This is a genomic window from Actinoplanes octamycinicus (assembly GCF_014205225.1).
GTDB lineage: Bacteria > Actinomycetota > Actinomycetes > Mycobacteriales > Micromonosporaceae > Actinoplanes > Actinoplanes octamycinicus.
Genome location: NZ_JACHNB010000001.1, coordinates 9,944,416 through 9,969,438, shown reverse-complemented (window position 1 = coordinate 9,969,438; position 25,023 = coordinate 9,944,416). Strand labels below are relative to the sequence as shown.

The following is a 25,023-nucleotide window of genomic DNA, read 5'->3' as shown; positions in this document are numbered from 1 at the left end:
GGGCGGGCGGCCTTCTGCCGGCCGCGCCGAGGTCACGGACGGCGGGCGAAGACATGGGTCAGGGCCGCGACGCCGCGGTACGGATCGGTGGCGCCGGCCCGGGTCTCGCAGTCGAGGATCCGGTTCAGCTCCGTGGCGCTGGGCAGGGGCGCGTCGTCGGCGGCGGTGTCGGTGAGGACGCGGACGCCGTACCAGGCGAAGACCTCGAGACCACGGCCGGCCAGGGCCGCGGTGAGGTCGGCCAGGCGGTCGGCCCGGGCGGCCACGCCGAGCCGGTTCCGGTACGCCGAGGAGTCGAACGCCTCCCCCGCCGCCGCCCAGTCGCCGAGCAGTCCGGGGCGCATCGCGAGGCCGTCGCCGTTGCGAACCAGCAGCGACAGCGTGCCGCCCGGTGCCAGCATCCGGGCCAGGTCGGTGAGCAGCGGGCCGGGATCCGCGAAGTACATCAGCACGCCGTGGCAGAGCACCACGTCGAAGCAGCCCGGCGAGAACGTCCCGGCGAGCCGGCTCGCATCCGCCCGGACCACCTGCACCCGGTCACGGACCTGGGCGGGCTCCCGCTCCAGCGAGCGGGTCAGCTCGGCCAGCATCGGCTCGGAGGAGTCCAGCGCGGTCACCTCGTGGCCGAGCCGGGCCAGCCGGAGCGCCTGACTGCCCTGCCCGCAGCCGACGTCGAGGACCCGTTGCGGATCCGGTCTCAGGCGCTCGGCCAGCTGCCTGGCGACCAACTCCTGGCGGACCACCTGGCGCAGGGTGCCGAGATGAGCCAGCCAGGTCTTCTCGCCCGGGGTGAAGGTGCTGGTCATGGTGTTTCTCCTTCCGATCAGCGGGAGCGGGGGTTGGCGCGGCGGGTGGGCGCGGCGGTCAGCGGGTCCTCCGGCCACGGATGGCGCGGGTAGCGGCCGCGCATCTCGGCCCGGACCTGCGGATAGCCCTGCTGCCAGAACGAGGCCAGGTCGCGGGTGACGGCCACCGGCCGGCCGGCCGGGGAGAGCAGGTGCAGCAGGACCGGGATCCGGCCGTCGGCCAGCCGCGGGGCGTCCCGCCAGCCGAACGCCTCCTGCACCTTCACCGCGAGCACCGGGGCGGTCGGGTCGGAATAGTCCAGCCGGATCTGCGAGCCGCTCGGCACCGGCAGCCGCTCCGGGGCGACCTCGTCGAGCCGGCCCGCCACCGACCAGGGCAGCAGCCGGCGCAGGGCCGACGCCACGTCGAGTCTCGCCAGGTCGGCGCGGCGCCGGGCGGACCCGAGGTCCAGCCACTCCTCGACGTGGTCGAGCAGGGCGGCGTCCGAGACGTCCGGCCACGGGTCACCGAGCGCCGCGTGGGCGAACGCCAGCCGGGCCCGCAGCTCCTCGGCCGTCCGGCTCCAGGTGAGCAGGCCCAGCCCGGCGGTGCGCAGGCCGGTCAGCAGGGCCTCGCGCAACGCGGCCGGATCGGGGTCGGTCAGCCGGACGCCGGCCAGCGTGATCGCGCCGAGGCGACGCACCCGGCGGGCCACCACGTCGCCGTCGATCCAGCCGATCTCGGTCTCCTCGGTGAGCAGCGGGCCGGCCACCTCGCGGGCGGTCTCCTCGTCGAGCGGGGCGGCGCTGCGGATCCGCGCGGTGCGGGCACCCGGCGCCCGGTCGGCGGCGGCGACCGCCAGCCACCGGGTCCCGGCCAGCGAACTCTCGGCCGGCAGATCGGCCGCGGTGCCGCCGGCCATCAGGTAGGCCCGGCCGCCGGGCTCCCGGGCCAGGGCGACCCGCTCCGGATAGGCGAGCCCGACCACCAGGCCGACGGCCAGGTCGTCGGGGATCCGGCTCCCGCCGGCGGGCGGGGCGGAGGACGAGGCGACGGGAGGCTCGGGGGACGGGTCGGTGGCGGCGGTGAGGCGGCGGACCTCGGCACGCCACCCGGGATCACCCGCGGCCCGGGCCCGGCGGACTGCCGCGACCAGGTCGTCGCCCGCGGACCGGGGGTCGTCGAAGACGGCGATGATCTCGGCGGCGCGGCGGGCGCCGACCAGCGGCGCGCCGTCGAGCAGCGCGCGGGCCAGCCGTGGATGCAGGCCCGCGCCGGCCAGGGCCCGCCCGCGAGCGGTGACCCGGCCCGCGGCGTCGATCGCGCCGAGGTCGTGCAGCGTCGCGCTCGCGGCCCGCAGCGCACCCGGCGGAGGGGCGTCGGGCAACGCCAGACCGCTGCCCTCCGGATCGCCCCACAGGGCCAGGTCGAGCGCGAACCCGGTCAGGTCGGCCGCCGCGATCTCCGGCTCCGGCTGAGCCGGCAACCGCTCGTGCTGCGCCTCGGACCAGCATCGATAGGCGCGCCCGGGCGCCTCACGGCCGGCCCGCCCGGCGCGCTGGGTGGCCGACGACCGGGACACCGGCACGGTGGCCAGCGCGCCCAGGCCGCGGGCGTGATCCATCCGCGGGACCCGGCTCAGCCCGCAGTCGACCACCGCGCGCACCCCGGGCACGGTCAGGCTGCTCTCCGCGATCGCGGTGGCCAGCACCACCCGGCGGCCCGGCCCGGGGCGCAGCGCGGCGTCCTGCGTCGTCCCGGACTGGCGGCCGTGCAGCGTCAGCACCTCGGCGTCCACCCCGCGCAGCCGGCCGGCGACGGTCTCGATCTCCCGGGCGCCGGGCAGGAAGACCAGCACGTCACCGTCGCCCTCGGCGAGCGCGCGGCGGGTGGTGGCGGCCACGTGGTCGAGCAGTTTCGGATCGACGCGCAGCCCGTGCGGCGGCGCGACCGGGCCGGGTGGTGGCGTCCAGACCGTCTCGACCGGGTGGGTGCGGGCATACGCCGTCAGCACCGGCCCGTCGAGCACCTCGGCCAGGCGCTCCGCGTCCGCGGTGGCCGACGTCGCCAGCAGGCGCAGCTCCGGGCGGAGCACTCCGCGCACCTCGACCAGGAAGGCGAGGGCCAGGTCGGAGTCGAGGTGTCGCTCGTGGCACTCGTCGAGGACCACGGTCGTCGTACCGGACAGCTCCTGATCTCGCTGCAAGCGGCGGACCAGCAACCCGGTGGTGACCACCTCGACGACGGTGCGGCGGGAGACGCGGCGCTCGCCGCGCACCGCATAACCCACCCGCTCGCCGACCGGCTCGCCGAGCAGCGCGGCCATCCGCCGGGCGGCGGCCCGCGCGGCGACCCGGCGCGGCTCGGCCACGATGACCCGGCCCGCGCCGGCCAGGGCCAGCGGGACCAGCGTCGTCTTGCCGGTGCCCGGCGGCGCGACCAGCACCGCCGCGCCGGACTCGGCCAGCGTGGCGGTCACCTCCGGCAGCAGGTCGCGGACCGGGAGATCGGGAAGGGTGTCGGCGGGGATCAGCACGCGCCCAGTCTTGCCGATCCCACCGACAACTTTTCGGAGCCTGTGGACAACCGCGGTTGTCCACAGGCCCGCCGATCGGCCGTGTTTCCGTCGGAGGTTCGTGGCAGGGTGGCCGTGTTAATTCTTCGCTCCGCCGGCGCCAGAGGCGGGCGCCGACTGCTTGACTGATCGACACGGAAAGAGGGGTGAGGCGATGAGCGCGGTGGACGTGTTCAACGCGCTGCCGGCCCAGCGCCTGCGGGAGCAGTTGCTCGCCTGCCTGGCCGCGCCGGCCTGGGGCGCCGCGATCGCCGCCAAGCGGCCGTTTCCCGACCGGGCCGCGATCGTGGCCGAGGCCGATGCCGCGGCCCGTGCGCTGACCTGGGACGAGGTCCTGCAGGGCTTGTCCGCGCACCCGCGGATCGGCGAGCGGGCGGCCGGCGCCTCGCGGGAGGCGGCCTGGTCCCGCGCCGAGCAGTCGGCCGCGGCGCGGAGTGCCGACGACACCACCAAGGCCGCGCTGGTTGAGGCCAACCGAGCTTATGAGGAGCGGTTCGGCCACGTGTTCCTGATCTTCGCGAGCGGCCGGAGCCAGGCCGAGATCCTGGCCGCCGCGCGCGAGCGGCTGGACCACGACGAGGCGACCGAGCGGGCGATCGTCGCCGACGAGCTGCGCAAGATCGCCGGGCTGCGGCTGGAGCGGGTGCTCGATGCCCTCTGACGACGGCACCACCGCCGAGTTCCACGCCCGGATCTCCACCCACATCCTGGACACCGTCACCGGCGACCCGGCCCGGGACGTCTATGTGCGGCTGGAGCGCCGCGACACGGACGGCTGGCAGACCGTGGCCGAGGGCCGCACCGACGACGACGGCCGGCTGCGCTGCCAGGTGCCGATGCGCGACTGGCAGGCCGGTGGCTACCGGCTGTTCTTCTACGTCGAGCCCTACCTCGGCGCGGAGTGCTTCTTCCCGGAGATCACGGTCGCCTTCCACGTCCACGACCCGGAGCGGCACTACCACGTGCCGCTGCTGCTCAGCCGTTACGGCTACACCACCTATCGAGGGAGCTGACTCGTTGGCGATCGTGCTCGGACCCAATCGTTACGGCAAGGCGGAGACCCGGCTGGTCCGGGTGCACCGCGACGGTGACACGCACGGCCTGGTGGACCTCAATGTCAGCGTCGCCCTGGCCGGCGATCTGACCGCCACCCACCAGACCGGCGACAACTCCGGCGTGCTGCCCACCGACACGATGAAGAACACCGTGTACGCGTTCGCCAAGCAGCACGGCGTCGGCGAGCCGGAGGAGTTCGCCCTGCTGCTGGCCCGGCACTTCGTCCGGACCCAGGGCCACCTGGACTCGGCCCGGGTGACCGTCGAGTCGTTCGCCTGGGACCGGCTCGGCCCGCACTCCTTCCAGCGACGTGGCGACCACACCCGGACCACCGCGGTCACCGTGACCCGGGAGGCCGTCCAGGTGGTCTCCGGCGTCACCGGGCTGGTGCTGATGAACACCACCGCGTCGGAGTTCCACGGGTTCGTCAAGGACCGCTATACGACCCTGCCGGAGACGAGAGACCGGATCCTGGCCACCGCGGTGGACGCGAAATGGCGGCACCTGAGCGACGAGGCCGACTGGGGCAAGTCGTTCCAGGGCGCGCTCGACGCGATGACGAGTGCGTTCGTGAACACGTACAGCCTGTCCCTGCAGCAGACGCTGTTGTCGATGGGCACGATGGCGCTCACCGCCCGGCCGGAGATCGCGGAGATCCGGCTGGCGCTGCCGAACAAGCATCACTACCTGGTGGATCTGTCGCCGTTCGGCCTGGAGAACGAGAACGAGGTGTTCATCGCGGGGGACCGGCCGTATGGGTTGATCGAGGGCACCGTGACCCGCGACGACGTGCCTCCGGCGGCTTCGGAGTGGTACCTGTGATCGTCATCGAGAACGCGACCGTGGCGACCGTCGACGCGCGCGGCACCGAGTACACCGGTGGCCATGTCGTGGTCGGTGACGACGGCCGGATCGCCGCGGTCGGCCCGGGCGTGCCGGACATCTCCGATCCATGCACCAAGATCGATGCTGGCGGCGACCTGGTCACGCCGGGACTGGTCAACACCCACCATCACCTCTACCAGTGGGCGACCAGAGGACTCGCGCTCGACGAGACCCTCTTCGGCTGGCTCACCACGCTCTACCCGATCTGGGGCCGGCTGGACGCGGAGATCGTCGGGGCGGCGGCCGGCGCCGGGCTCGGCTGGCTCGCCCTCTCCGGCTGCACCACCAGCATGGACCACCACTACGTGTTCCCCCGCGACGGCGGCGACGTCCTCGAGGCCGAGATCCAGGCGGCGCGGAAGATCGGCCTGCGCTTCCACCCGACCCGCGGGTCGATGGACCTGAGCCGCAAGGACGGCGGGCTCCCGCCGGACCACGTGGTCGAGGACACCGACGAGGCGCTGGCCGCGACCGAGGCGGCGATCGACCGCTGGCACGACCCGTCACCGGCGGCGACGCTGCAGATCGCGGTCGCCCCCTGCTCGCCGTTCTCGGTCACCACCCGGCTGATGACGGAGGCCGCGGTGCTGGCCCGGCGCAAGGGCGTGCGGCTGCACACCCACCTCGCCGAGACCGACGACGAGGAGGAGTTCTGCCGCAAGCAGTTCGGCTGCACCCCGGTGGAGTACGCGGAGCGGGTCGGCTGGCTCGGCGACGACGTCTGGCTGGCGCACGGCGTGCACCTGGACGACTCGGCGATCGCCAGGCTCGGCGCCACCGGGACCGGGGTGGCGCACTGCCCGAGTTCCAACGCGCGCCTCGGCGCCGGCATGGCCCGGGTGCGTGAGCTGGTCGATCACGGGGTCCCGGTCGGGCTGGGCGTGGACGGCGCGGCCTCGCAGGAGGTCTCCCATCTGGGCGCCGAGTTGCGGCAGGCGCTCTACACCGCCCGGCAGCGCGGCGGGCCGAAAGCGATGGACGCCCGGGAGGCGCTGCGGCTCGGCACCATCGGCGGTGCCCGGTGCCTGGGCCGGCAGGACGACCTCGGGTCGATCGAGGTGGGCAAGCTGGCCGACCTGGTGCTGTGGCGGCTCGACGGGCTGGGGCACGACGGCATCGACGACAAGGTGGCGGCGCTGGTCTTCGGTCCGCCGGCCCGGGTCGAGCTGGCGCTGGTCGGCGGTCGCCCGGTGGTCGAGCGGGGCGAGCTGGTCGGCGCGGACGAGGAGACGCTGACGAGAGAGGCGAGGAGAGCGCACCGTCGTCTGCTGGCAGCGGAGCGTTAACGGTGGATGTCCGCCCCATGCCAAGTGTGATCTTCTTGGCTCTCGCGGCCGCTGACGTGGGGCGGCGTCACCACTACGCTACGCGGGAGTAACCACACCGAGAGGAGCCGTCAACGATGACCGAGATCCTGTCCGATGAGGCCGTGGCGTTCGTCGCCGACCTGAACCGGCGGTTCCGGCCGCGCCGGAATGAGCTCCTCCAGGCGCGTGCCGCCCGGCGGGCCGAGATCGCCGCGGGCGCCAGCCTCGGCTTCCTCGCCGAGACCGCCGACATCCGGGCCGCCGAGTGGTCCGCCCCGCCGGCGCCCGCCGACCTGCAGGACCGCCGCGTCGAGATCACCGGCCCGACCGAGCGCAAGATGACCATCAACGCGCTCAACTCGGGCGCCAAGGTGTGGCTGGCCGACCTGGAGGACGCCAACACCCCGCACTGGTCCAACGTGGTCGACGGCCAGCAGAACCTGTACGACGCGATCCGGCGGACGATCACGCTGGAGACCGAGAAGAAGACGTACGAGCTGAACGGCGGGCCGTACCCGACCATCGTGATGCGCCCGCGCGGCTGGCACCTCGACGAGCGGCACCTGCCGGTGGACGGCGAGCCGGCTGTCGGCGCCCTGGTCGACTTCGGCCTCTACTTCTTCCACAACGCGAAGGAGCTGCTCGAGCGGGGCAGCGGGCCGTACTTCTACCTGCCCAAGATGGAGTCGCACAAGGAAGCCGCGCTCTGGAACGACGTCTTCACGTACGCCCAGGAGCAGCTCGGCATCCCGGTCGGCACGATCCGCGCCACCGTGCTGATCGAGACCATCCCGGCCGCCTTCGAGATGGAGGAGATCCTCTACGCGCTCCGCCCGCACATCTCCGGGCTGAACGCCGGCCGCTGGGACTACCTGTTCAGCATCATCAAGTACTTCCGCGACAACCCGCGGATGATCCTGCCGGACCGGGCCGCCGTGACGATGACCGCGCCGTTCATGCGGGCCTACTCCGAGCTGCTGGTCTCCACCTGCCACCGGCGCGGCGCGTTCGCGATGGGCGGGATGGCGGCGTTCATCCCGAGCCGGCGCGACCCGGAGGTCAACAAGATCGCGCTGGCCAAGGTGAACGAGGACAAGGAGCGCGAGGCCGGCGACGGCTTCGACGGCTCCTGGGTGGCCCACCCCGACCTGGTCCCGGTCTGCCAGGCGATCTTCGACCGGGTGCTCGGCGACAAGCCGAACCAGCTGTCCAAGCTCCGCCCGGACGTGGCCGTCGACGCCGCCGACCTGCTCGACGTCGCGGCGCTGGACGCCCCGGTGACCGAGGCCGGCCTGCGCAACAACGTGAACGTGGCGCTGCAGTACCTGGAGGCCTGGCTGCGCGGCAACGGCGCGGTGGCGATCCACAACCTGATGGAGGACGCCGCCACCGCGGAGATCTCCCGCTCGCAGATCTGGCAGTGGATCCACAACGGGGTGAAGCTGCCGGACGGCACGCCGATCACCGCCGAGCTGGTGAGCCGGATCGAGGACGAGGAGCTCGCCAAGATCAAGGAGGCGGCGGGCGAGGGTGGTCGCTTCGAGGACGCCCGCAAGCTGTTCGAGCGGGTGGCCCTCGCCGACGACTTCGCCGACTTCCTCACCACCGCGGCCTACGACTCGATCGACTGACGAATCCGGGGAGTCACATGCGCCTGTCCGATCATGATTACTCCGAGATCGATGGGCGCCTCGCTGCCCACGACGCGTTCCTCCGGGCCCGATACCCGGGGGAGCGCGCCGGGCGGCAACCCGTGCACACCGTCTACGTGCCGGCCGACCGGCTCAGCGGGTTCCGCGATTGGGGCGCGATCGCGCTGGCCGCGATGGACGAGCACGATTTTCCGTGGCCCGACCCGGCGGTCCGGGAGAAGCTGAGCCGGGAGCCGATCGAGGACCTGCGCGTCGACTTCGAGGACGGGTACGGCGTTCGCGACGACGACCAGGAGGACGCCGCGGTGCGCGAGGCCGCCGCGATCCTCCGCGCCGGCCCGCGCCCGCCGTTCGTCGGCCTGCGGATCAAGTCGCTGGAGGCGCCCACCCGGCGCCGCGCGCTGCGCACCCTCGACCTGTTCCTGGAGTCCTTTCCGGACCCCTTCACCATCACGCTGCCCAAGGTGAGCGGCCCCGACCAGGTGGCGGCGATGGTCGCGGTCTGCGAGAGACTCGAGCTGGGGTACGGTCTCCGCCCCGGATCTCTGACCTTCGAGATCCAGGTCGAGCTGCCCTCGGCAGTCCTCGCCGCCGATGGCACGGCCACCGTCGCCCGCCTGATCACCGCGGCTCAGGGCCGGTGCACCGGGCTGCACTACGGCACCTACGACTACAGTGCCGCCGCCGGGGTGGCCGCCGCCCACCAGTCGATGGAGCACCCGGCCGCCGACTACGCCAAGGCGGTGATGCAGGCCGCCGCGGCGCAGACCGGTGTGCGCCTGAGCGACGGCTCGACCAACATCCTGCCGATCGGCGACCGCGCCGCCGTGCACGCCGCCTGGCGGTTGCACCACCGGCTGGTCCGCCGGTCCCTGGAGCGCGGGTTCTACCAGGGCTGGGATCTGCACCCGGCGCAGCTGCCCAGCCGATTCGCGGCGACCTACGCGTTCTTCCGCGACGGGCGGGACGCGGCGGTCACCCGGCTGCGGCGCTACCTGGACCGCCAGGACAGCGGCATCCTGGACGAGCCGGCGACGGCCCGTGCCCTGGCGGGCTATCTGCTGCGCGGCCTGGACTGCGGCGCCCTGACGGACGCCGGCTTCCCCCGAGAGCAGCTGCTCACTCTGGTCTGAAGAGGTCGGGGTCGCGGGGGCGGGTCGTGGTGAGAGTTGCGATCGGGGTCGCCGGGGGCGGGTCGTGGTGAGAGTCGCGGTCGGGGTCGCGGGGGCGGGTCGCGAGGGCAGATCGCGGTGAGGGTCGCGAGGGCGGGTCGCGCGGGCGCGGTGGGGGTTGCGAGAGCGGTCGCGGTGAGGAGGTGCGTGGGCAGGTCGCGGTGAGGGGGCGTGGGCGGGTTCGCGGTGAGGTTGCGCGGGCGGGCCGATTGCAGGAGTCGTGGAGGCGCCCCGCTGCCCCCGGGAGCGGCCGTTCACACCCGCCGGAAACCGCAGAACGTGCACCATCCGCGGCCGTCGAATTGTCGATGACCTCGAACCGGAGCGTGCCGGATACGTACAACCCAGCATCAGCCGGCGACAGGACGCCGGGACCGCCGGGAGGCGATGAAGGTGCGACACGAACCGGTACGAGTCTGGTACGCGCCCTGGAGGAAACGATGTTCCTGCGGGTGTGAGTGGTACCCGTGCCCGGACGCGGCGACGATCCCGCCGCCGTCGGTCACCCGCAGTCTGCACCTCACCGAGGACGACGATCCGGAGCACACCTGGGAACGCCCGTCCTGGGAGTGCCGGTCGTGCGGATCGGCCTGGCCGTGCGAGCCGGCCCGGGCCATCCTGGCGGCCGAGGCGGACCGGGTATCGCTGGCCCTCTACATGTCCGGGCACCTGGAGCAGGCCGTGGTGGACCTGCCGCGGCGGCCGCCGCACGAGATGTTCGACCGCTTCCTGCGCTGGACGCACGTGCGCCCGGCACACCGCGAGCGACCGCACGAGCTGGCCGGCCTCGCAGCGTGACGCCGACAGAGGCAGGTGGCGCGCAAGTCAGAAGCGAGGCGGCGCACAAGGCGGAGCGGGGTGGCGCACAAGGCGGAGCGGCGCGGCGCACAAGGCCGAGGCGGAGCGGGGTAGCGCACAAGGCGGAGCGGCGCGGCGCACAAGGCCGAGGCGGAGCGGGGCGGCGAACAAAGGCCGAGGCGGAGCGGGGCGGCGAACAAAGGCTGAGGCGGAGCGGGGCGGCGCGCAAGGCCGAGGCGAGGCGGGGCGGCGAACAAAGGCTGAGGCGGAGCGGGGCGGCGCGCAAGGCCCAGGCGAGGCGGGGCGAGGTGGCGCGCAAGGCACGATCGGGGCGGGGCGGATCCGTACCGTCAAGCGGTCTGCAGTTTCTCCTTCACCCAGCGCGGATCCGGATTGACGAAGCCCTGCCCGTCGATGACCACCGTCGGCACGGTCTCGTTGCCGTCGGCGATGCCGCGGACGATCGCCGCGGCCTCCGAGTCCTGCCAGATGTCGACCCACTGGAACCGGGCCGCCCGCGGGCCGAGCACGGTCCGCAGCCGCAGACAGTAGGGACAGCCGGGGCGCCAGTAGATCACCGGGCGGTCGCCGCCCGTGGCGACCGTGCGCGGGAAGACCAGCGGCGACGTCACCACCGCCAGGAGCAGGAAGACGGCCAGCAGGAGCGCCGCGCTGCCGGGCGACCCGGTGACCAGTTCCCCGCCGGCGACCAGCAGGCCGGCCACCGCGGCCACCGCGGAGATTCGCCACCGTCGCGTCATGCTCGGAGACTAGCGAAGGGCCGCGCCGAAGCAAATCGCGAGTTCGGAGATCAGCGAAGGGTCGCGCCGAAACAAATCGCGACTAGGGTCGGATCATGGGGGATCTGGTGGTGCGGTCCCGGCGGACGATCCTGCCGGACCGGGAGGGCCCGGCGGCGGTCGTGGTGACGGACGGGCGGATCACCGCGATCCGGCCCTACGACGCGGAGCCGGTGGCGGACATCGAGACCGACCTGGGCGACCTCGTGCTGCTGCCCGGCCTGGTCGACACGCACGTGCACGTCAACGAGCCGGGCCGAACCGAGTGGGAGGGTTTCGCCAGCGCGACCCGGGCGGCCGCGGCCGGCGGCGTCACCACGATCATCGACATGCCGCTGAACAGCCTGCCGCCGACGGTGAACACCGCGGCGCTGCGCGCCAAGCGGGCCGCCGCCACCGGGCAGTGCCACGTCGACGTCGGCTTCTGGGGCGGCGCGATCCCGGGCAACGCCGCCGACCTGCCCGAGTTGCACGCCGCCGGGGTCTTCGGCTTCAAGGCCTTCCTGGCCGACTCCGGTGTGCCGGAGTTCCCGCCGGTCGACCGGGACCAGCTGGCCGCCGCGATGGCCGCCGCCGACGCGCTGTTCGTGATCCACGCCGAGGACCCGGACCACCTGCACGACGCGGCCGGCTCGGCCGCCTACGCCGACTTCCTGGCGTCCCGCCCGGCCGACGCCGAGCACGCCGCGGTGGCCACCGCGATCGCGGTCGCCCGGGAGACCGGCCGGCGGGTGCACATCCTGCACCTGTCCGCGGCGTCCGCGCTGCCGCTGATCGCCCAGGCCCGGGCCGACGGGGTCCGGGTCACCGCGGAGACCTGCCCGCACTACCTCACCCTGGACGCCGGCCGGATCCCGGACGGCGCCACCGAGTTCAAGTGCTGCCCGCCGATCCGCGACGCGGCCAACGCGGACCGGCTCTGGGCGGCCCTGGCCGACGGCCTGATCACCTGCGTGGTCAGCGACCACTCGCCGTGCACACCGGAGCTGAAACGCCGGGACACCGGCGACTTCGCGGCGGCCTGGGGCGGCATCGCGTCGGTGCAGCTGGGCCTGCCGGTGGTCTGGACCGCGGCCCGCGAGCGTGGGCATCCGCTCGCCGAGGTGGTGAGCTGGATGGCGACCCGCCCGGCCGACCTGGCCGGCCTGCCGCACAAGGGCCGGATCGCGGTCGGCGCCGACGCGGACCTGGTGGCGTTCGACCCGGACGCCACGTTCGTGGTCGACCCGCATGCGCTGCACCACAAGAACCCGGTGACGCCGTACGCCGGAGCGGCCCTGCACGGCGTGGTCCGCACGACGTGGCTCCGGGGCCGGCCGGTCACCGGCGCTCAGCCCGGCGGACGACTTCTGCTCAGGGGGGAACGATGAAGGATCTGCCCGACCTCGCCTCCCGGGCGTTCGGCGGCGGCGTGGTGTACGCCAACGACGAGTTCTTCGCCGCGGCCGACCACCTGGTGCTGCCGTCCGCGCCCGGGCACGCGCCGAAGACCTTCGACCACAAGGGCCAGGTGTACGACGGCTGGGAGACCCGCCGCCGGCGCAGCCCCGGGCACGACTTCGCGGTGATCCGGCTGGGCGCCCCCGGGGTGATCCGCGGCGTGGACGTGGACACCTCGTTCTTCACCGGCAACTTTCCGCCGTACGCCTCCGTCGACGCGACCGCGCTGCCCGGCTATCCCGGGCCGGCCGAGCTGGCCGCGGCCGACTGGACCGAGCTGCTGCCCCGCGCCGAGCTGAAGGGCGACAGCAGCAACCCGTTCCCGATCAGCGATCCGCGGCGGTACACCCACGTGCGGCTCATGATCTACCCGGACGGCGGGGTGGCCCGGCTGCGCGTGCACGGCGAGGTGCTGCCCGACCCGGCGCTGCTGCCCGAGGTGTTCGACGTGGCCGCCGCCGAGTACGGCGGCCGGGTCGTCGACTGCAGCAACATGTTCTACGGCCACCCGCAGCGGATGCTGATGCCCGGCCTGGCGCTGAACATGGGCGACGGCTGGGAGACCGCCCGCCGCCGGGACGACGCCAACGACTGGGTGCTGGTCCAGCTCGCCGCCCCGGCCCGGCTGCGCTTCGCCGACCTGGACACCAGCCACTTCAAGGGCAACGCCCCCGGCTGGGCGGCGCTGACCGGGTTGACCGCCGAGGGCGACCAGGTCGAGCTGCTGCCCCGGACCGCGTTGCGCCCGGACACCCCGCACCGGTTCGCGCTGCTCGACGGGCCGGAGGTGACCCACGCCCGGCTGGACATCTTCCCGGACGGCGGAATGGCCCGGCTGCGTCTGCTGGGCCGTGCCGATCGGGATCACCTGTGGGCGAGAATGAGGCAGTGTCCCGAACCGTGACCCTGGTGCTGGTCGACCCGGCCGGCGAGCTGCTCGGCGCGTTGCCGCCGTTCCCCGTCGAGAGCCCCTGGTGGCAGGAGGTGGCCGAGGTGGTCGCCGCGGCGGGCGTCGACGTCACGGTGCTGCGGCTGCTGCACGCCGACCGGGCGGCGCCGCCCGGCGGGCACGTCACCTATCTCGCCGAGACCCGGGACCGGCCGGCCGGGCTGATCCCGCTCGGCGCCGACCTGGTGCCGCACGCGCGGCGCGCCCCGTGGGCCGAGCCCGGTGGCCCGGGCGCGACGCTGGCCTGGGCGGCCGGCGTGCTGGACCGGCTCGGCTTCGGTGAGCTGACCCCGCGGCAGCAGCGGACCTGGAACCTGTCCGCGATCTGGCGGATGGACGGCCCGGCCGGCCCGGTCGCCTGGCTCAAGCAGGTGCCGGATTTCCTCGCGCACGAGCCGGCCGTGCTGGGCCTGGTCGGCTCGGTCGTCCCCGGCCTGGTGCCCTATGTGATGGCGGCCGGCAAGGCCGGCCGGATGCTGCTCACGCACGTGCCGGGCGAGGACCGCTACGGCGCGGGCGCCGACCTGTGCGGCCGGATCGCCGAGGCCTTCCACCCGGTGCAGACGCGGTTCGCCGGCCGGACCGGCGAGCTGCTCGCCGCCGGGGTGCCGGACCGGCGGCTGGAGGCGAGCCGGTTCGCCAACGTGGCCGCGCCCTACCTGGGCGACATCCCCGGGCTGGCCGAGCTGATCGACGGCCTGCCGGCCCGGCTGGCCGAGGTCGCGGCGTGCGGCCTGCCGGACACGCTGCTGCACGGCGACCTGCACCCGGGCAACGTGCGCACCGATCCGGACGGCGCCCTGGTGATCGTCGACTGGGGTGACTCGGCGATCGGCAACCCGGCTTTCGACCTGCTGCGGCTGATCGACGGCCTGGACTCGCCGGAGCCGGTGCTCGCGGCGTGGGCGGAGCGCTGGCGGGCGGGCGTGCCGGGTTGCGACCCGGAGCGGGCGGTGGCGCTGCTGCGGCCGGTGGCCCGGTTGATGTCGGCCGCCACCTACGCCGGGTTCCTGGCCGGCATCGAGCAGTCGGAGTGGCCTTACCACGCCAATGACGTGCCGGAATGCCTGGCCGCCGCCGGGGCGGGCATTTAAAAGTACCGTTACGGGATGGCGGATGCTCGGCGGCTCTTCCTCGACCAGATCCGGCAGGACGGCGTCCCGCTCACCACGGAGCTGGCCGCGGCCTTCGCGACGGTGCCCCGGGAGCTGTTCGTGCCGGAGGGGTTCCACCGGCGCGACGGCAGCCGGGTCGAGCCGGACGACCCGGAGTTCCTGGCCGCGGTCTACCGCAACGACGTGCTGGTCACCAAGCTGCACGGGGAGGTGCCGGTCAGCTCCTCCAGCCAGCCGTCGCTGATGGCGGTGATGCTGGCCGCGCTGGACCTGCGCCCCGGTCTGCGGGTGCTCGAGATCGGCGCCGGGACCGGCTACAACGCGGCGCTGATGGCCACCCTGGGCGCCGAGGTGACCAGTGTGGACGTCCAGGCGGACGTGGCCGCGCGGGCGCGCTCCGCGCTGGCCCGGGCCGGGATCGCCGGGGTGCGGATCGTCGCCGGCGACGGTTATCGCGGGTCACCCGATTCCCGGTACGACCGGGTCATCGTCACCGTGGGCGTCGCCGGGCTCTCGCCGCACTGGTTCGAGCAGCTCACGCCGGACGGGTTCGTGCTGGCCCCGGTCGAGCACGCCGGTCACCACCCGGTGCTGGCCGCCCGTCCCGGCGATCCGGTGACCGCCGTGGTGGTCTGCCCGTCCGGCTTCATGAGCGCGGCCGGTCCGCTCGGCGCCCGGCACGCCGGCAGCCACCCGCCGTCGGCGGGCGTGCTGCCCGGCCTGACCGAGACCGCCCCGCCGCGCTGGGCGTCCCCGTTGGACAGCGGAACGTTCCGCGATCTCTGGTACGCCGCCGGCGCCTGGCACCGGCGGGCCACCCTGGCCGCGCTGCCCGGCCGCGAGCAGGGCCACCTGGCCCTGCTGGACGAGTCCGGCACCGGGGGAGCGGTGGTCCTGCCGGACGGCTCGGTGCTGGCCGGCGGCGCCGAGGCGGACCGTTATACCGCCGTCGCCACCGCTCTGATCGACCGCTGGTGGCGCCTGGGCCGCCCGCCGATGCGCGCCTGGCGGGTCGCCCTCACCCGCGACGGCGACCCGTCCGCCCCGATCTGGGCCCCGCACGTCTGGCGCCTGGCTCAGGCTCGGGCGCCGAGGTAGGTCAGCACCGCCATGACCCGCCGGTTGGTGTCGTCGGTGGGTGGCAGGCCCAGCTTGGCCAGGATGTTGCCGACGTGCTTGCCGACGGCGGTCTCACTCACGAAGAGGGCGCCCGCGATCGACGAGTTCGACCGGCCCTCGGCGATCAGGCCGAGCACCTCCCGCTCCCGGGGCGACAGGCCGGCGAGCGGATCCCGGGGCCGGTGCAGCAGCCGCCGGACTACCTCCGGGTCGACCACGGTCCCGCCGGCCAGCACGGTGCGCAGCGCCGCCACGAACTCCTCGATGTCGGCCACCCGGTCCTTGAGCAGGTAGCCCACCCCGTCGCCGGTGCCGATCAGGTCGGACGCGTACTCCTCCTGCACGTACTGACTCAGCACCACGACCGGCAACCCGGGCCGCATCCGGCGCAGCTGCACCGCCGCCCGCAGCCCCTCGTCGTGGAAGCCGGGCGGCATCTTGATGTCGGTGACCACCAGGTCCGGCTCGTGCACGCCGACCGAAGTGATCAGGTGCTCGGCGTCGCCGACCGCGTCCACCACGGTGAACCCGAACCGGCCCAGCACCTGGATCAGGCCCTCGCGCAGCAGCACCCCGTCCTCGGCCAGCACGACGCGCACGGTCACCGCGGACATGGCAGCTCCACTCGCAGCAGGGTCGGCCCGCCGTCCGGGCTGGCCAGCAGCAGCCGGCCACCGGCGGCGGCCACCCGGTCGGCCAGCCCGGTCAGCCCGCTGCCGGCGGCCGGGTCGGCGCCGCCCCGCCCGTTGTCCTCGATCTCCAGGTCGACCCGGGTACCGTCGCCGGTCACCCGGACCCGGGCCTCGGTGGCGCGGGCGTGCTTGGCGATGTTGGTCAGCGACTCGGCGGCCACGAAGTACGCCGTGGTCTCGATCCCCTCCGGCGGCCGGGTGGTGAGCTCGGCCTCGACCGTCACCGGGATCGGCGAGTTGGCGGCCAGCTCGCGCAGCGCGGCCGGCAGTCCGAGGTCGGTCAGCACCTGCGGCCGGATCCCGTGCACCAGGTCGCGCAGCACCACCATCAACTCCTTCGCCTGGGAGTGCGCCAGCCCGAGCGGCTCGGCGGCCGGCGACCCGTCCGGCAGGTCCAGCCGGGCCATGCCCAGCTGCAGGGTGAGGCTGGTGAGCCGGTGCTGGGCGCCGTCGTGCAGGTCCCGCTCGATCCGGCGGCGCTCCGCGTCGAACGCGTCGGCCAGCCGGGCTCGCGACTGGTGCACCTCGCTGAGCTGGTCCCGCAGCGGATCCCCGGCGCCGAGCAGCCGGCGGGCCAGCGCGGCGTGCCCGGCGGCCAGCGCCCCGGCCAGGTAGAGCAGGACCGGTGCCAGGACGATCCCGAGCAGGCAGAGCGGGGCACTCCGCGGGCCGCCGTGCACCTCGTACGTCCCGAAGTTCCAGGTGCCGATGCTGAACGGGCTGAGCAGCAGGAGCGCCTCGGTGAGCAGCGCCAGGAACGCGCCGAGGAAGACCGGCGGGGCGAGCAGGCCGAGCAGCAGCGTGTAGAGCACCGCGCGCCAGGTGCCCTCGTCGCGCAGCCGGGAGATCAGGTCCCCGTGGTGGCCGTCGCGCAGCGGGCGCTGGTCGACCAGCCGCAGCCGGCGCCGGTCCAGGGCAGCCACCGGCAGCGCGACCAGCGGAGCCGCGACGACCAGCACGGCGGCGCCGACCAGGGCGAGGAAGATGACCGCGCCGTCCGGCCCGCGGCCGTGCCCGACGTCGTTCGCCGCCACCAACAGCGGGAGCAACCCGAGCCAGAGGCCGAAGGAGATCGGGGCGGCGATGATCGCGGTGGTCGCCAGGAACAGCGCCGACCGCCAGGGCCAGGGAGTGATCAGATAGCGACGGTCGCGGAGGGCCGCGCTCAACGTTGTGGTGGACACCAGATCACCGTAGGCAACCGGTCACGCGCGGCCCATCCCGCTGACCACCCGGGTGGAGGTGTGGCTGGATACACCCCTCACCACCGGCCCGCCCTGCGGTCCCGCCACGGCCGGCCGTCCGGGTCGTAGATCAACCGGTAGGCCGGGGTCGCCCACACCCGCTGCAGCCAGGGCAGACGCTCGGTCGAGTGGGGGATCAACCGGCCCGGCGGGCGGGGACCACGCCGGTCCCCGTCCCGCCAGTCACGCAGCGCGTCGGCGGCCTCGGTCATCCTGCGTACCGAAGAGACCGGGTCCAGAAGATCTTTGTCGTCGTCGGCGTCGAGGTGCTCGCGCATCAGCGCGAGCCGCAACTCGCGCGGGAAACGCCGGGCCCGGTCGCCCAGCCCGGCCGGATCACGCGGCTCCCGCTCGTCCACCGTGTCGTCGAGCACCGCGCAGGACAGCTCGCTGTCGTGCGTCCACGAACGACGGTTGAAGTTGTCGCTGCCCACGCTGCACCACACGTCGTCGACCACGCACACCTTGGCGTGCACGTAGATCGGGGTGCCGGCGTGGTTCTCCAGGTCGAAGACGTGCACCCGGTCGGACGCGGCGCTCTTGCACAGGTCGATCGCCTGCTGCCGGCCGACCTGGTTGGGCGGCAGCGCGAACCGGCCGTCCACGTCCGGGTGCCGCGGCACCACCGCGATCAGGTGCAGCTCCGGGTTCGCCTGCAGCGCCTCGGCGAACAGCTGGGCCACCTCGGTCGACCAGAGGTACTGATCCTCCAGGTAGATCAGCCGGCGGGCGCGCTTGATCGCCTTGGTGTAACCGCGCGCCACGGTCTGCTCGCCGAGCGGGGCGAAACTGTACCGCGGGCGCATCGCCGGATAGGTGCGCAGCACCTGGACGGTCATCGGCCCGGCCGGCGGCGGGTCCGGCGGCTGCGGCGGCATCCGGTCGGCGTGCAGGTCGGCGTGCTTGAGCTTGTCCATCGCGGTGGAGATCGGCCCGTGCTGGTCCAGCGGCGCCGGATCGCACCAGCGCTCCCGGAAGGTCAGGTCGAGCGCGCCGACCACCGGGCCGCGCAGCTCCAGCTGCACGTCGTGCCAGGGCGGGGTGGGGCCGTACGCGCCGGCCATCCGCACCGCCTGCCGGTCACCGTGGTGCTCGGCGTCGTCCCGCCGGCTGTGGCACAGGTCGATCCCGCCGACGAAGGCCACGTCCCGCTCCGGCCGGTCCGGATGTCGCAGCACCACGAGTTTCTGGTGGTGCGAGCCGCCGCGCCGGACCCGCTGGTCGAGCAGCACCTCGCCGCCGGCCTCGCGGATCGTCTCGCCGAGGTTCCGGTTCTCCTCCTCGCTGTACGCCAGCTTGTCCAGATGGGAGCGCCAGAGCAGGCCCTTGACCAGCACCCCGCGCCGAGCCGCCGCCGCGAACAGCTCGGCGATGGTCGGCCCGTCGTCGGTGACCAGCTCGTCCGGATCGCCCCGCCAGTCGGTGAACAGCAGGTGGTCACCTTTCTCCAGCTGCTGGACCTCCGCCATCAATCGGGAGAAGTACGTCTTTCCGTGAATAAGCGGTTCGACAGTGTTTCCGGTACACCAGGTGGGTATGTCAGTGTGCGGGTTGCCGCGCTCGTCTGCGGTCAGCAGCCAGTCCTCCGATGGCACAGGCAACCCCTCTGAGGTCGATGACGCCCTCACCGTAAGCCCCCCGGCCGCCGCACGCATGTCCCGCGACCCGCGGAGGAGTCTTCATCATGAGCAGTGAACCCCTCACCACCACCGCCACGCCCGAAACCGCCGAATCCGCCGAGACGGGCCTGCTCGTCGCCGTGTTGCTGCTGGTGCTGCTGGGCACCACGGCGATCCTGCTCATGTCATGATCCAGCACGACCAGGCTCTCACAACACCCAGGCGTCGTCCCGGATCAGGTCCACCGTCCCCTTCGGACCCGTGCCGGTGACCGTGATGCCCTCGCCGCCGACCACCACGTCGGTGTGCACGCCGGAGGTGTTCAGCCCCAGCTCGGCGCGCTGCGCGGCGGTCATCGCGACGCCGCCGGGCACGGCGAACGGGAAGCTCTGGCCCCAGGCCACGTGACACCCGGCATTCTCGTCGTAGAGCGTGTTGTGGAAGACGATGCCGGCCCGGGCGACCCGGCTGTCCCGGTCGACCAGCGACACCTCGCCCAGGTAGCGCGCGCCCTCGTCGGTGGCCAGCTGGGCCTCGATGATGTCCTGCCCCCGCTCGGCGGTGGCCTCCACGATCCGCCCGCCGGCGAAGGTCAGCCGCAGCCCCTCGACCAGCCGGCCCTGCAGCGCCAGCGGCTTGGTGACCCGCAGCGTGCCGTCGGCCCGGCGGCGGTCCGGGCTGGTGAAGACCTCCTCGGTCGGAATGTTCGGCATGTAGGCCAGGCCGGCGTCGTCGACCATGCCGCCACCGGTCCAGTGGCAGCCCGGGATCAGCCCGACGGTCAGGTCGGTGCCCTCGCCGTGATAGCGCACCTCGGTCAGCTCCAGCGCGTCCAGCGCCGCGCCGCGCTCGGCCAGCTCGGCGGACCGCCGCTGCCAGGCGCCCACCGGATCGTCCAGGTCGAGGCGCATCGCGGTGCCGACCGCGGCCCACAGCCGCTCCACGTCAGGCTCGCCGAAGACCTGGGTGGCCCAGCCCGGGTTGGGCGCGCCGATCACCGTCCAGCGCAGCTTGCCGAGCACCGCGTCGCGCCGGGCGTTCGCCTCCTCGGCCCGTCTCGCGGCGGCCTTGACCGGGTCGGCGCCGTCCATCACGTGCGGGTCGGCGTCGCCGGTCAGCGCGATCCAGGCGGCGCCCTGCTCGGCCCACTCGCGGGTGCGCTGCAGCACCCACGGCCGGCTGGCGCGCAACTGCTCCAGGCCGGCGTGGTCGACCGCGGAGCGGGTCATCGGACCGTCGCTCCAGATCGGCTCGACCCAGGCGGCGCCGGCCCGGTAGGCGGCCTCGACCACCGCGCGGGCGACCTCCAGGTGGGCGGTGTCGGTGTTCAGCACCACGCCCTGGCCGGGCTGCACGTTGACCCCGGCGCGGACCACGACGTCGGCGAATCGCTCGATCCCATCCATGCCGGAAGCCTAGTTCCCGCGGCCGACCCGAATGCACCCGTCAACCAAGGTTGACATGTGCGCCTCGTCAACGTAGGTTGACAGCATGACCGAGGCAACCGACCTCGCCGCCGCCGCGAGCAGCGCCGACCCCCGGGTCGGCCTGCGCGCGGTGGTGGCGCTGCGCCGCCTGCTGGAGGGCCTGGAGCACCTGCAGGTGGCCAATGCCCGCAGCAAGGGCTGGTCCTGGCAGGAGATCGCCGACGCGCTCGAGGTGACCCGCCAGGGCGTCCACAAGAAGCACGCACGCCTGATGCCGATGCACGACCCGCGGGAGGGCTGAGATGTTCGAGCGATTCACCCTGAGTGCGCGCGCCGTCGTGACCGGCGCTCAGGAGCAGGCCCGGGAGCTGGGCCACTCGACGATCGGCACGGAGCATCTGTTGCTCGCGATGCTGGCCGGCGACAGTGGCGCGGCGGTCGTGCTGCGCGAGGCCGGCGTCGACCGGGCGGCGGTGCGCGAGGCGGTCGTCCGGCACGTCGGCGACCGCACCACCGAGTCGGCGGCCGCCGCCGAGCGGGACGCCGAGGACGCCGCCGCGCTCAAGGCGATCGGCATCGACCTGGACGCGGTGCGCGCCGCCATCGAGGAGAATTTCGGCGCCGGCTCGCTGCGCCTGCCGCGCCCGGCCCCGAAGAAGCGGGGGATCTTCGGGAAGCAGTATTTCACCACCAGCGGGCACATCCCGTTCTCCCCGCGGAACAAGAAGGTGCTGGAGCTGTCGCTGCGCGAGGCGATCCGGCTGAAGCAGAAGTTCATCGCGCCGGAGCACATCCTGCTCGGCGTGCTCCGCGAGGGCGGCGGGCTGGCCATGCTGATCCTCGCCGAGCGCGAGGTGGACCTCGACCGGCTGCGCGCCGAGCTGACCCGCTCGCTGGAGGCCCGCACGGCCGGCTGATTCAGCCGATCCGCAGCCGCATCCCGGGCTCCCGGGTCTTCCGGAAACCGAGCGACTCGTAGAGCGCCTCGCCGTCCGCCGAGGCTTTCAGGTCGGCGGCCCGCACGCCGCGCTCGCGGAACCAGGCCACCAGCGCCTCCATGCAGCCCCGCGAATACCCGCGCCGGCGCATGTCCGGATCGGTCACCACGTTGTAGACGTAGCCGACCCGGCCGTCCGGGTTGGACGGGTTGCCCAGCCGCTGCTCGATCTGGCCGAGGGCGCAGGCCGCCAGCCCGCGCCCGTCCGGCCGGTCCACCACGAACGCGACGAGTGTCGGCTCGACCTGCCCGAGCCGCTCGACCAGGGTCAGCCGGGCCGGTTCACGCCAGTCGTCGTTCCACCCGGGCGCGTCGAAGGTGCGCAACATGACGGCGCGCAACCGGACGAGCTCCTCCGCGTCCGCGGGCAGCGCCTGACGGATCACCATCACCGCAGGTTAGCGACTCCGTCCGGCCCGCTAGGCACCGGGTTGTCCGTTTCCGTACGCCGGAAGCCGGACACCCGGTGCTCACCTCGTACCGAAGGGGAATCAATCGGTGTGCGGCAACCGGGCAGCGGGCACGGTGCCCAGGCGGCCCTTCTGGAAATCCTCGAAAGCCTGCTGGAGCTCGGCCTTGGTGTTCATCACGAACGGGCCGTAGTGAGCGATCGGCTCGCGGATCGGCCGTCCGCCCATGATGAACAGGTCCAGCTCGGTCTTCGCCTCGACCCGGATCGCGTCGCCCGCGCCGAAGGTGGCCAGCTGACCGAGAGTGATCGGTCGCATGTCGGTCCCGGCCCAGCCCTCGCCGGAGAGCGTGTAGACCAGCGCGTTGTAGTCCGGCTGCCAGGGCAGGTCGAGCCGCGCGCCCGGCTGGAGCGTGACGTGCGCCAGGTTGATCGGGGTGAAGGTGGAGCCCGGACCCTCGTGCCCGGCCACCGAGCCGGCGATGATCCGGATCAGCGCGCCGCCGTCCGGCGTGGTGACCAGGGCCGACGCCTTGCCGCGGATGTCCTGGTACTTCGGGTCGATCATCTTGGCGGCGCGCGGCAGGTTGACCCAGAGCTGCAGGCCGTGGAAGAGGCCGCCGCTGGTCACCAAGTGCTCCGGCGGCGCCTCGATGTGCAGGATGCCGGAGCCGGCGGTCATCCACTGGGTGTCGCTGTTGGTGATCGAGCCACCGCCGCCCAGCGAGTCCTGGTGGTCCATGATCCCGTCGATCATGTAGGTGACCGTCTCGAATCCGCGGTGCGGGTGCCACGGCGTGCCCTTCGGCTCGCCCGGCGCGTAGTCCACCTCACCCATCTGGTCCAGGTGGATGAAGGGGTCGAGCTCGGTGAGCGGCACGCCGGCGAAGGCGCGGCGCACCGGGAACCCCTCACCCTCGTAACCCTGCGGCGCGGTCGTCAGGCGGCGAACCGGCCGGTACTCCGTCACGACCGGGTCCAGCTGCGGGAGACGGGGCAGAACAAGGACGTCATCAACGGTGATCGCAGGCATTTCGAGCCCTCCTGACTTCAGTGAGACGAGCGTAGCTCTTTCAAATCTGAAAGACCAGGGTTTCTCTTCAAATCTGAACAACTTGTGAGCCGGGTCATCCCTCGTCCGCGCCGGCGGGGTGTGCGACGGCAAAAGGCCGCCGCCCGGGCTGGAAGCTCCGGGCGGCGGCCAAAGGGGGCTCTCGCGGTGGCGGCGCTCAGCTCTGCCGGATCTTGGCGAAGGCTCGGCCGATGACCGCCAACTCCTCGTCGTCGAGGTGGTCGATGAAGCTGCGCCGGACCGTCTCCAGGTGGGCCGGCGCCGCCTCGCGCAGCGCCGTCAGGCCCCGCTCGGTCAGCACCGCCTCGAAGCCGCGCTTGTCGTCGGGGCAGCTCTCCTTGTCGACCAGTCCGCGTTTGATCATGGAGCTGATCTGGTAGGTGACCCGGCTCGGCGACAGCACCAGCCGGTTGGCCAGCTCGCCCATCCGGATCCGCCGCCCCGGCGCCTCGGCGAGCGCGACCAGGACGTGGTAGTCGTTCATGCTCAGCCCGGTCGCCGCCCGCAACTCGTCCTCGAGTGTCGTGTGCAGCGCCCATGAGCCCTCGATGAACGTGCGCCAGTGCTGCTGCTGACTCTCGCTGAGCGGTTCGGCCATGTTCCGAAGATTACTCCTTCAAATCTGAAACTTCATTGCCGGTACGTGCTGTGCCGGGTCCCGTGGCCGGCCGCGACGCCCGCTTCCCCGCACGACCGCGAGGCCGCGCCGGGCTGAGGCGGCCCCTCACGGCCCGCCGACCAGGACGGCAGCGGAGTCACCGAACTCGCCACGAGCGCATGCCGTGGCTGCCGACGCGGCGGCACGGTGCTGACGGCGTACCGGAAATCGGCGGTCTGATGTGGCTGGACCGGAAACATCCGGAAAACAGTGGTCTGATGTGGCTGGGCCGGAAACCGGTCAGGAATCAGCGGTCTGATGTGGTCGGGCCGGAATGCGAAAGGCCGGCCCCGGAGGGCCGGCCGTTCCGCAGGTGAAGCGTCAGATCAGAGGCGAAGCGAACGGCTACTCGAAGGCGGGCAGGCCGCCGAGCGAACCGAGCGAGACGGTCAGCTCGACCGGCCGGTGCAGCGGCGCCGCCACCGTGAACCGGGCGCCGAACGGGTCGCGCAGCTCGGCGAACTCGGACAGCCCGGCCTCGGCCGGCTCGGCGAGCAGCGCGCCGCCGAGGCGCTCGCAGAGGTCCGCGGTGGCCTGGATGTCCTCGACCTGGAAGGCCGCTCGCCACCAGGCGCCGCGGTAACCCGAGGCCAGGCCGGCGATGGCGTCGTGCGCCTGGTTCAGCCACTCGCCGACGCCGAAGTCGTGCCGCAGCAGCCAGCCGAACGCGGAACCGTAGAACAGGGCCGCGGCGCTCGGGTCGTCAGTGATCAGTTCCGGCCAGGACATGGTGCCCGGCTCGCCGCCGGCCTGCGCCCCGGCGAAGTCGTCCGGCTCCCAGAGCCCGATCACCGCACCCGCTGGATCGGCCACGATCGCCCGGCGCCCCCCGTGCGCGTCGGCGGGGTCGCTCACACAGACGCCGCCGGAGAGCGCCACCTGCTCCAGCGTCTCCTCGAGGTCGGGCGTGCTCAGGTGGGTGAGCCATCCGTCCGGCCGGGTCGCGCCGCTGCGCGTGAGCCCCGCCACGGCCCGCCCGCCGAGCTTGAAACGGTCACCGGCTGACTCCCAGCCGAACAACTCTCCGTAGAACTGCGCCGCTCGCGCAGGATCCGCACTCGCGAGTTCCACCCAACAGGGTGTTAGTGGTGCATACCCTCTGATCCGCATGTGCCGCTCCATCATGGACGTCCCCAGTTGCTGAGCACTCTACGGCACTGATAACGCTTCGTCACCACCGCACGGTTCATTGTCCGGTTTAGAGCAGTATTAAACTACTTAGCGTAAGTGGACAAGTGATCCACGTGATGC

Annotated in this window: 24 protein-coding genes and 1 pseudogene; 14 read left to right on the top strand and 11 right to left on the bottom strand. The window is 73.2% G+C overall.

Annotated elements, in window-relative coordinates; translation table 11 throughout:
- Positions 1–32: 32 nt before the first annotated feature.
- Positions 33–806 (bottom strand): class I SAM-dependent methyltransferase, encoded by a 774-nt coding sequence (locus BJY16_RS45250; protein ID WP_185045921.1) that lies wholly within the window; start codon positions 804–806, stop codon positions 33–35.
- 17 nt (positions 807–823) lie between these two features.
- The gene (gene hrpB, locus BJY16_RS45245) at positions 824–3,316 is read right to left on the bottom strand and encodes an ATP-dependent helicase HrpB (protein ID WP_373873422.1); all 2,493 of its coding nucleotides are present in this window, start codon (positions 3,314–3,316) and stop codon (positions 824–826) included.
- Positions 3,317–3,515: 199 nt separating this feature from the next.
- Between hrpB and uraD the strand changes: the two genes are divergently transcribed.
- The 7 genes and pseudogenes from uraD to BJY16_RS45210 all read left to right on the top strand — a co-directional run bounded on the left by uraD (position 3,516) and on the right by BJY16_RS45210 (position 10,231).
- Positions 3,516–4,022: a 2-oxo-4-hydroxy-4-carboxy-5-ureidoimidazoline decarboxylase gene (gene uraD, locus BJY16_RS45240; RefSeq protein ID WP_185045917.1), complete on the top strand. Its 507-nt coding sequence runs from the start codon at positions 3,516–3,518 to the stop codon at positions 4,020–4,022.
- Positions 4,012–4,374 (top strand): hydroxyisourate hydrolase, encoded by a 363-nt coding sequence (uraH, locus tag BJY16_RS45235; protein WP_185045916.1) that lies wholly within the window; start codon positions 4,012–4,014, stop codon positions 4,372–4,374. The genes uraD and uraH overlap by 11 nt, the downstream gene beginning before the upstream one ends.
- A 13-nt stretch (positions 4,375–4,387) precedes the next feature.
- A complete protein-coding gene (gene pucL / locus BJY16_RS45230) occupies positions 4,388–5,239 on the top strand; it encodes a factor-independent urate hydroxylase (RefSeq protein ID WP_239176868.1) in 852 nt (283 codons plus the stop codon).
- Positions 5,236–6,588 carry an 8-oxoguanine deaminase gene (locus BJY16_RS45225; protein ID WP_185045907.1) on the top strand — a complete coding sequence of 451 codons (1,353 nt, stop codon included), beginning with the start codon at positions 5,236–5,238 and terminating at the stop codon, positions 6,586–6,588. The genes pucL and BJY16_RS45225 overlap by 4 nt, the downstream gene beginning before the upstream one ends.
- Positions 6,589–6,701: 113 nt before the next feature.
- Positions 6,702–8,240, top strand: a pseudogene (aceB, locus tag BJY16_RS45220) (malate synthase A); the annotation flags it as partial.
- A gap of 17 nt (positions 8,241–8,257) precedes the next feature.
- The gene (locus BJY16_RS45215) at positions 8,258–9,394 is read left to right on the top strand and encodes a DUF6986 family protein (RefSeq protein ID WP_185045903.1); all 1,137 of its coding nucleotides are present in this window, start codon (positions 8,258–8,260) and stop codon (positions 9,392–9,394) included.
- Between the two features lie 432 nt (positions 9,395–9,826).
- Complete coding sequence (locus BJY16_RS45210) at positions 9,827–10,231, top strand: hypothetical protein (protein WP_239176851.1); 405 nt, start codon at positions 9,827–9,829, stop codon at positions 10,229–10,231.
- A 350-nt stretch (positions 10,232–10,581) separates the two neighbouring features.
- Here the strand turns inward: BJY16_RS45210 and BJY16_RS45205 are convergent, their stop codons facing one another.
- Positions 10,582–10,992 (bottom strand): glutaredoxin domain-containing protein, encoded by a 411-nt coding sequence (locus BJY16_RS45205; protein WP_185045901.1) that lies wholly within the window; start codon positions 10,990–10,992, stop codon positions 10,582–10,584.
- Positions 10,993–11,087: 95 nt separating this feature from the next.
- On the opposite strand from BJY16_RS45205, the gene allB reads away from it, so the two are divergent.
- Genes allB through BJY16_RS45185 form a run of 4 tightly spaced genes read left to right on the top strand, consistent with a single transcriptional unit; the run spans position 11,088 to position 15,633 of the window.
- Entirely contained in the window at positions 11,088–12,401 is a 1,314-nt protein-coding gene (gene allB, locus BJY16_RS45200; RefSeq protein WP_185045899.1) for an allantoinase AllB, read from the top strand.
- A complete protein-coding gene (alc, locus tag BJY16_RS45195) occupies positions 12,398–13,375 on the top strand; it encodes an allantoicase (RefSeq protein ID WP_185045897.1) in 978 nt (325 codons plus the stop codon). The genes allB and alc overlap by 4 nt, the downstream gene beginning before the upstream one ends.
- Entirely contained in the window at positions 13,360–14,514 is a 1,155-nt protein-coding gene (locus BJY16_RS45190; protein ID WP_185045895.1) for a phosphotransferase family protein, read from the top strand. Before alc ends, BJY16_RS45190 begins: the two co-directional genes overlap by 16 nt.
- A 15-nt stretch (positions 14,515–14,529) precedes the next feature.
- Positions 14,530–15,633, top strand: coding sequence for a protein-L-isoaspartate O-methyltransferase family protein (locus tag BJY16_RS45185; RefSeq protein WP_185045893.1), 1,104 nt, complete (start codon positions 14,530–14,532; stop codon positions 15,631–15,633).
- Here the strand turns inward: BJY16_RS45185 and BJY16_RS45180 are convergent.
- From BJY16_RS45180 to BJY16_RS45170, 3 genes are all read right to left on the bottom strand, one after another.
- Entirely contained in the window at positions 15,612–16,268 is a 657-nt protein-coding gene (locus tag BJY16_RS45180) for a response regulator (protein WP_185045892.1), read from the bottom strand. The genes BJY16_RS45185 and BJY16_RS45180 overlap by 22 nt on opposite strands.
- Entirely contained in the window at positions 16,256–17,530 is a 1,275-nt protein-coding gene (locus BJY16_RS45175; protein WP_239176849.1) for a sensor histidine kinase, read from the bottom strand. The genes BJY16_RS45180 and BJY16_RS45175 overlap by 13 nt, the downstream gene beginning before the upstream one ends.
- Before the next feature lie 77 nt (positions 17,531–17,607).
- The gene (locus tag BJY16_RS45170) at positions 17,608–19,185 is read right to left on the bottom strand and encodes a phospholipase D family protein (RefSeq protein ID WP_185045891.1); all 1,578 of its coding nucleotides are present in this window, start codon (positions 19,183–19,185) and stop codon (positions 17,608–17,610) included.
- A gap of 89 nt (positions 19,186–19,274) precedes the next feature.
- Here BJY16_RS45170 and BJY16_RS48175 point away from each other — a divergent pair, with 89 nt between their 5' ends.
- Positions 19,275–19,400 carry a hypothetical protein gene (locus BJY16_RS48175; RefSeq protein ID WP_260418381.1) on the top strand — a complete coding sequence of 42 codons (126 nt, stop codon included), beginning with the start codon at positions 19,275–19,277 and terminating at the stop codon, positions 19,398–19,400.
- A gap of 18 nt (positions 19,401–19,418) precedes the next feature.
- On the opposite strand, the gene BJY16_RS45165 is transcribed toward BJY16_RS48175, so the two are convergent.
- Positions 19,419–20,615 carry an aminopeptidase gene (locus BJY16_RS45165; protein WP_185045889.1) on the bottom strand — a complete coding sequence of 399 codons (1,197 nt, stop codon included), beginning with the start codon at positions 20,613–20,615 and terminating at the stop codon, positions 19,419–19,421.
- Between the two features lie 85 nt (positions 20,616–20,700).
- Here BJY16_RS45165 and BJY16_RS45160 point away from each other — a divergent pair, with 85 nt between their 5' ends.
- Both BJY16_RS45160 and BJY16_RS45155 read left to right on the top strand, forming a co-directional pair.
- Positions 20,701–20,937: a helix-turn-helix domain-containing protein gene (locus BJY16_RS45160; RefSeq protein WP_185045887.1), complete on the top strand. Its 237-nt coding sequence runs from the start codon at positions 20,701–20,703 to the stop codon at positions 20,935–20,937.
- Position 20,938: 1 nt separating this feature from the next.
- A complete protein-coding gene (locus tag BJY16_RS45155; RefSeq protein WP_185045885.1) occupies positions 20,939–21,553 on the top strand; it encodes a Clp protease N-terminal domain-containing protein in 615 nt (204 codons plus the stop codon).
- Between the two features lies 1 nt (position 21,554).
- Here the strand turns inward: BJY16_RS45155 and BJY16_RS45150 are convergent, their stop codons facing one another.
- From BJY16_RS45150 to BJY16_RS45135, 4 genes are all read right to left on the bottom strand, one after another.
- Complete coding sequence (locus BJY16_RS45150; protein ID WP_185045883.1) at positions 21,555–22,022, bottom strand: GNAT family N-acetyltransferase; 468 nt, start codon at positions 22,020–22,022, stop codon at positions 21,555–21,557.
- Between the two features lie 102 nt (positions 22,023–22,124).
- Complete coding sequence (locus BJY16_RS45145) at positions 22,125–23,075, bottom strand: pirin family protein (RefSeq protein WP_185045881.1); 951 nt, start codon at positions 23,073–23,075, stop codon at positions 22,125–22,127.
- A 196-nt stretch (positions 23,076–23,271) separates the two neighbouring features.
- The gene (locus BJY16_RS45140; protein ID WP_185045879.1) at positions 23,272–23,712 is read right to left on the bottom strand and encodes a MarR family winged helix-turn-helix transcriptional regulator; all 441 of its coding nucleotides are present in this window, start codon (positions 23,710–23,712) and stop codon (positions 23,272–23,274) included.
- A gap of 405 nt (positions 23,713–24,117) precedes the next feature.
- On the bottom strand, positions 24,118–24,882 hold the full coding sequence (locus tag BJY16_RS45135; RefSeq protein ID WP_260418380.1) for a VOC family protein: 765 nt from the start codon (positions 24,880–24,882) through the stop codon (positions 24,118–24,120).
- Between the last annotated feature and the right edge of the window lie 141 nt (positions 24,883–25,023).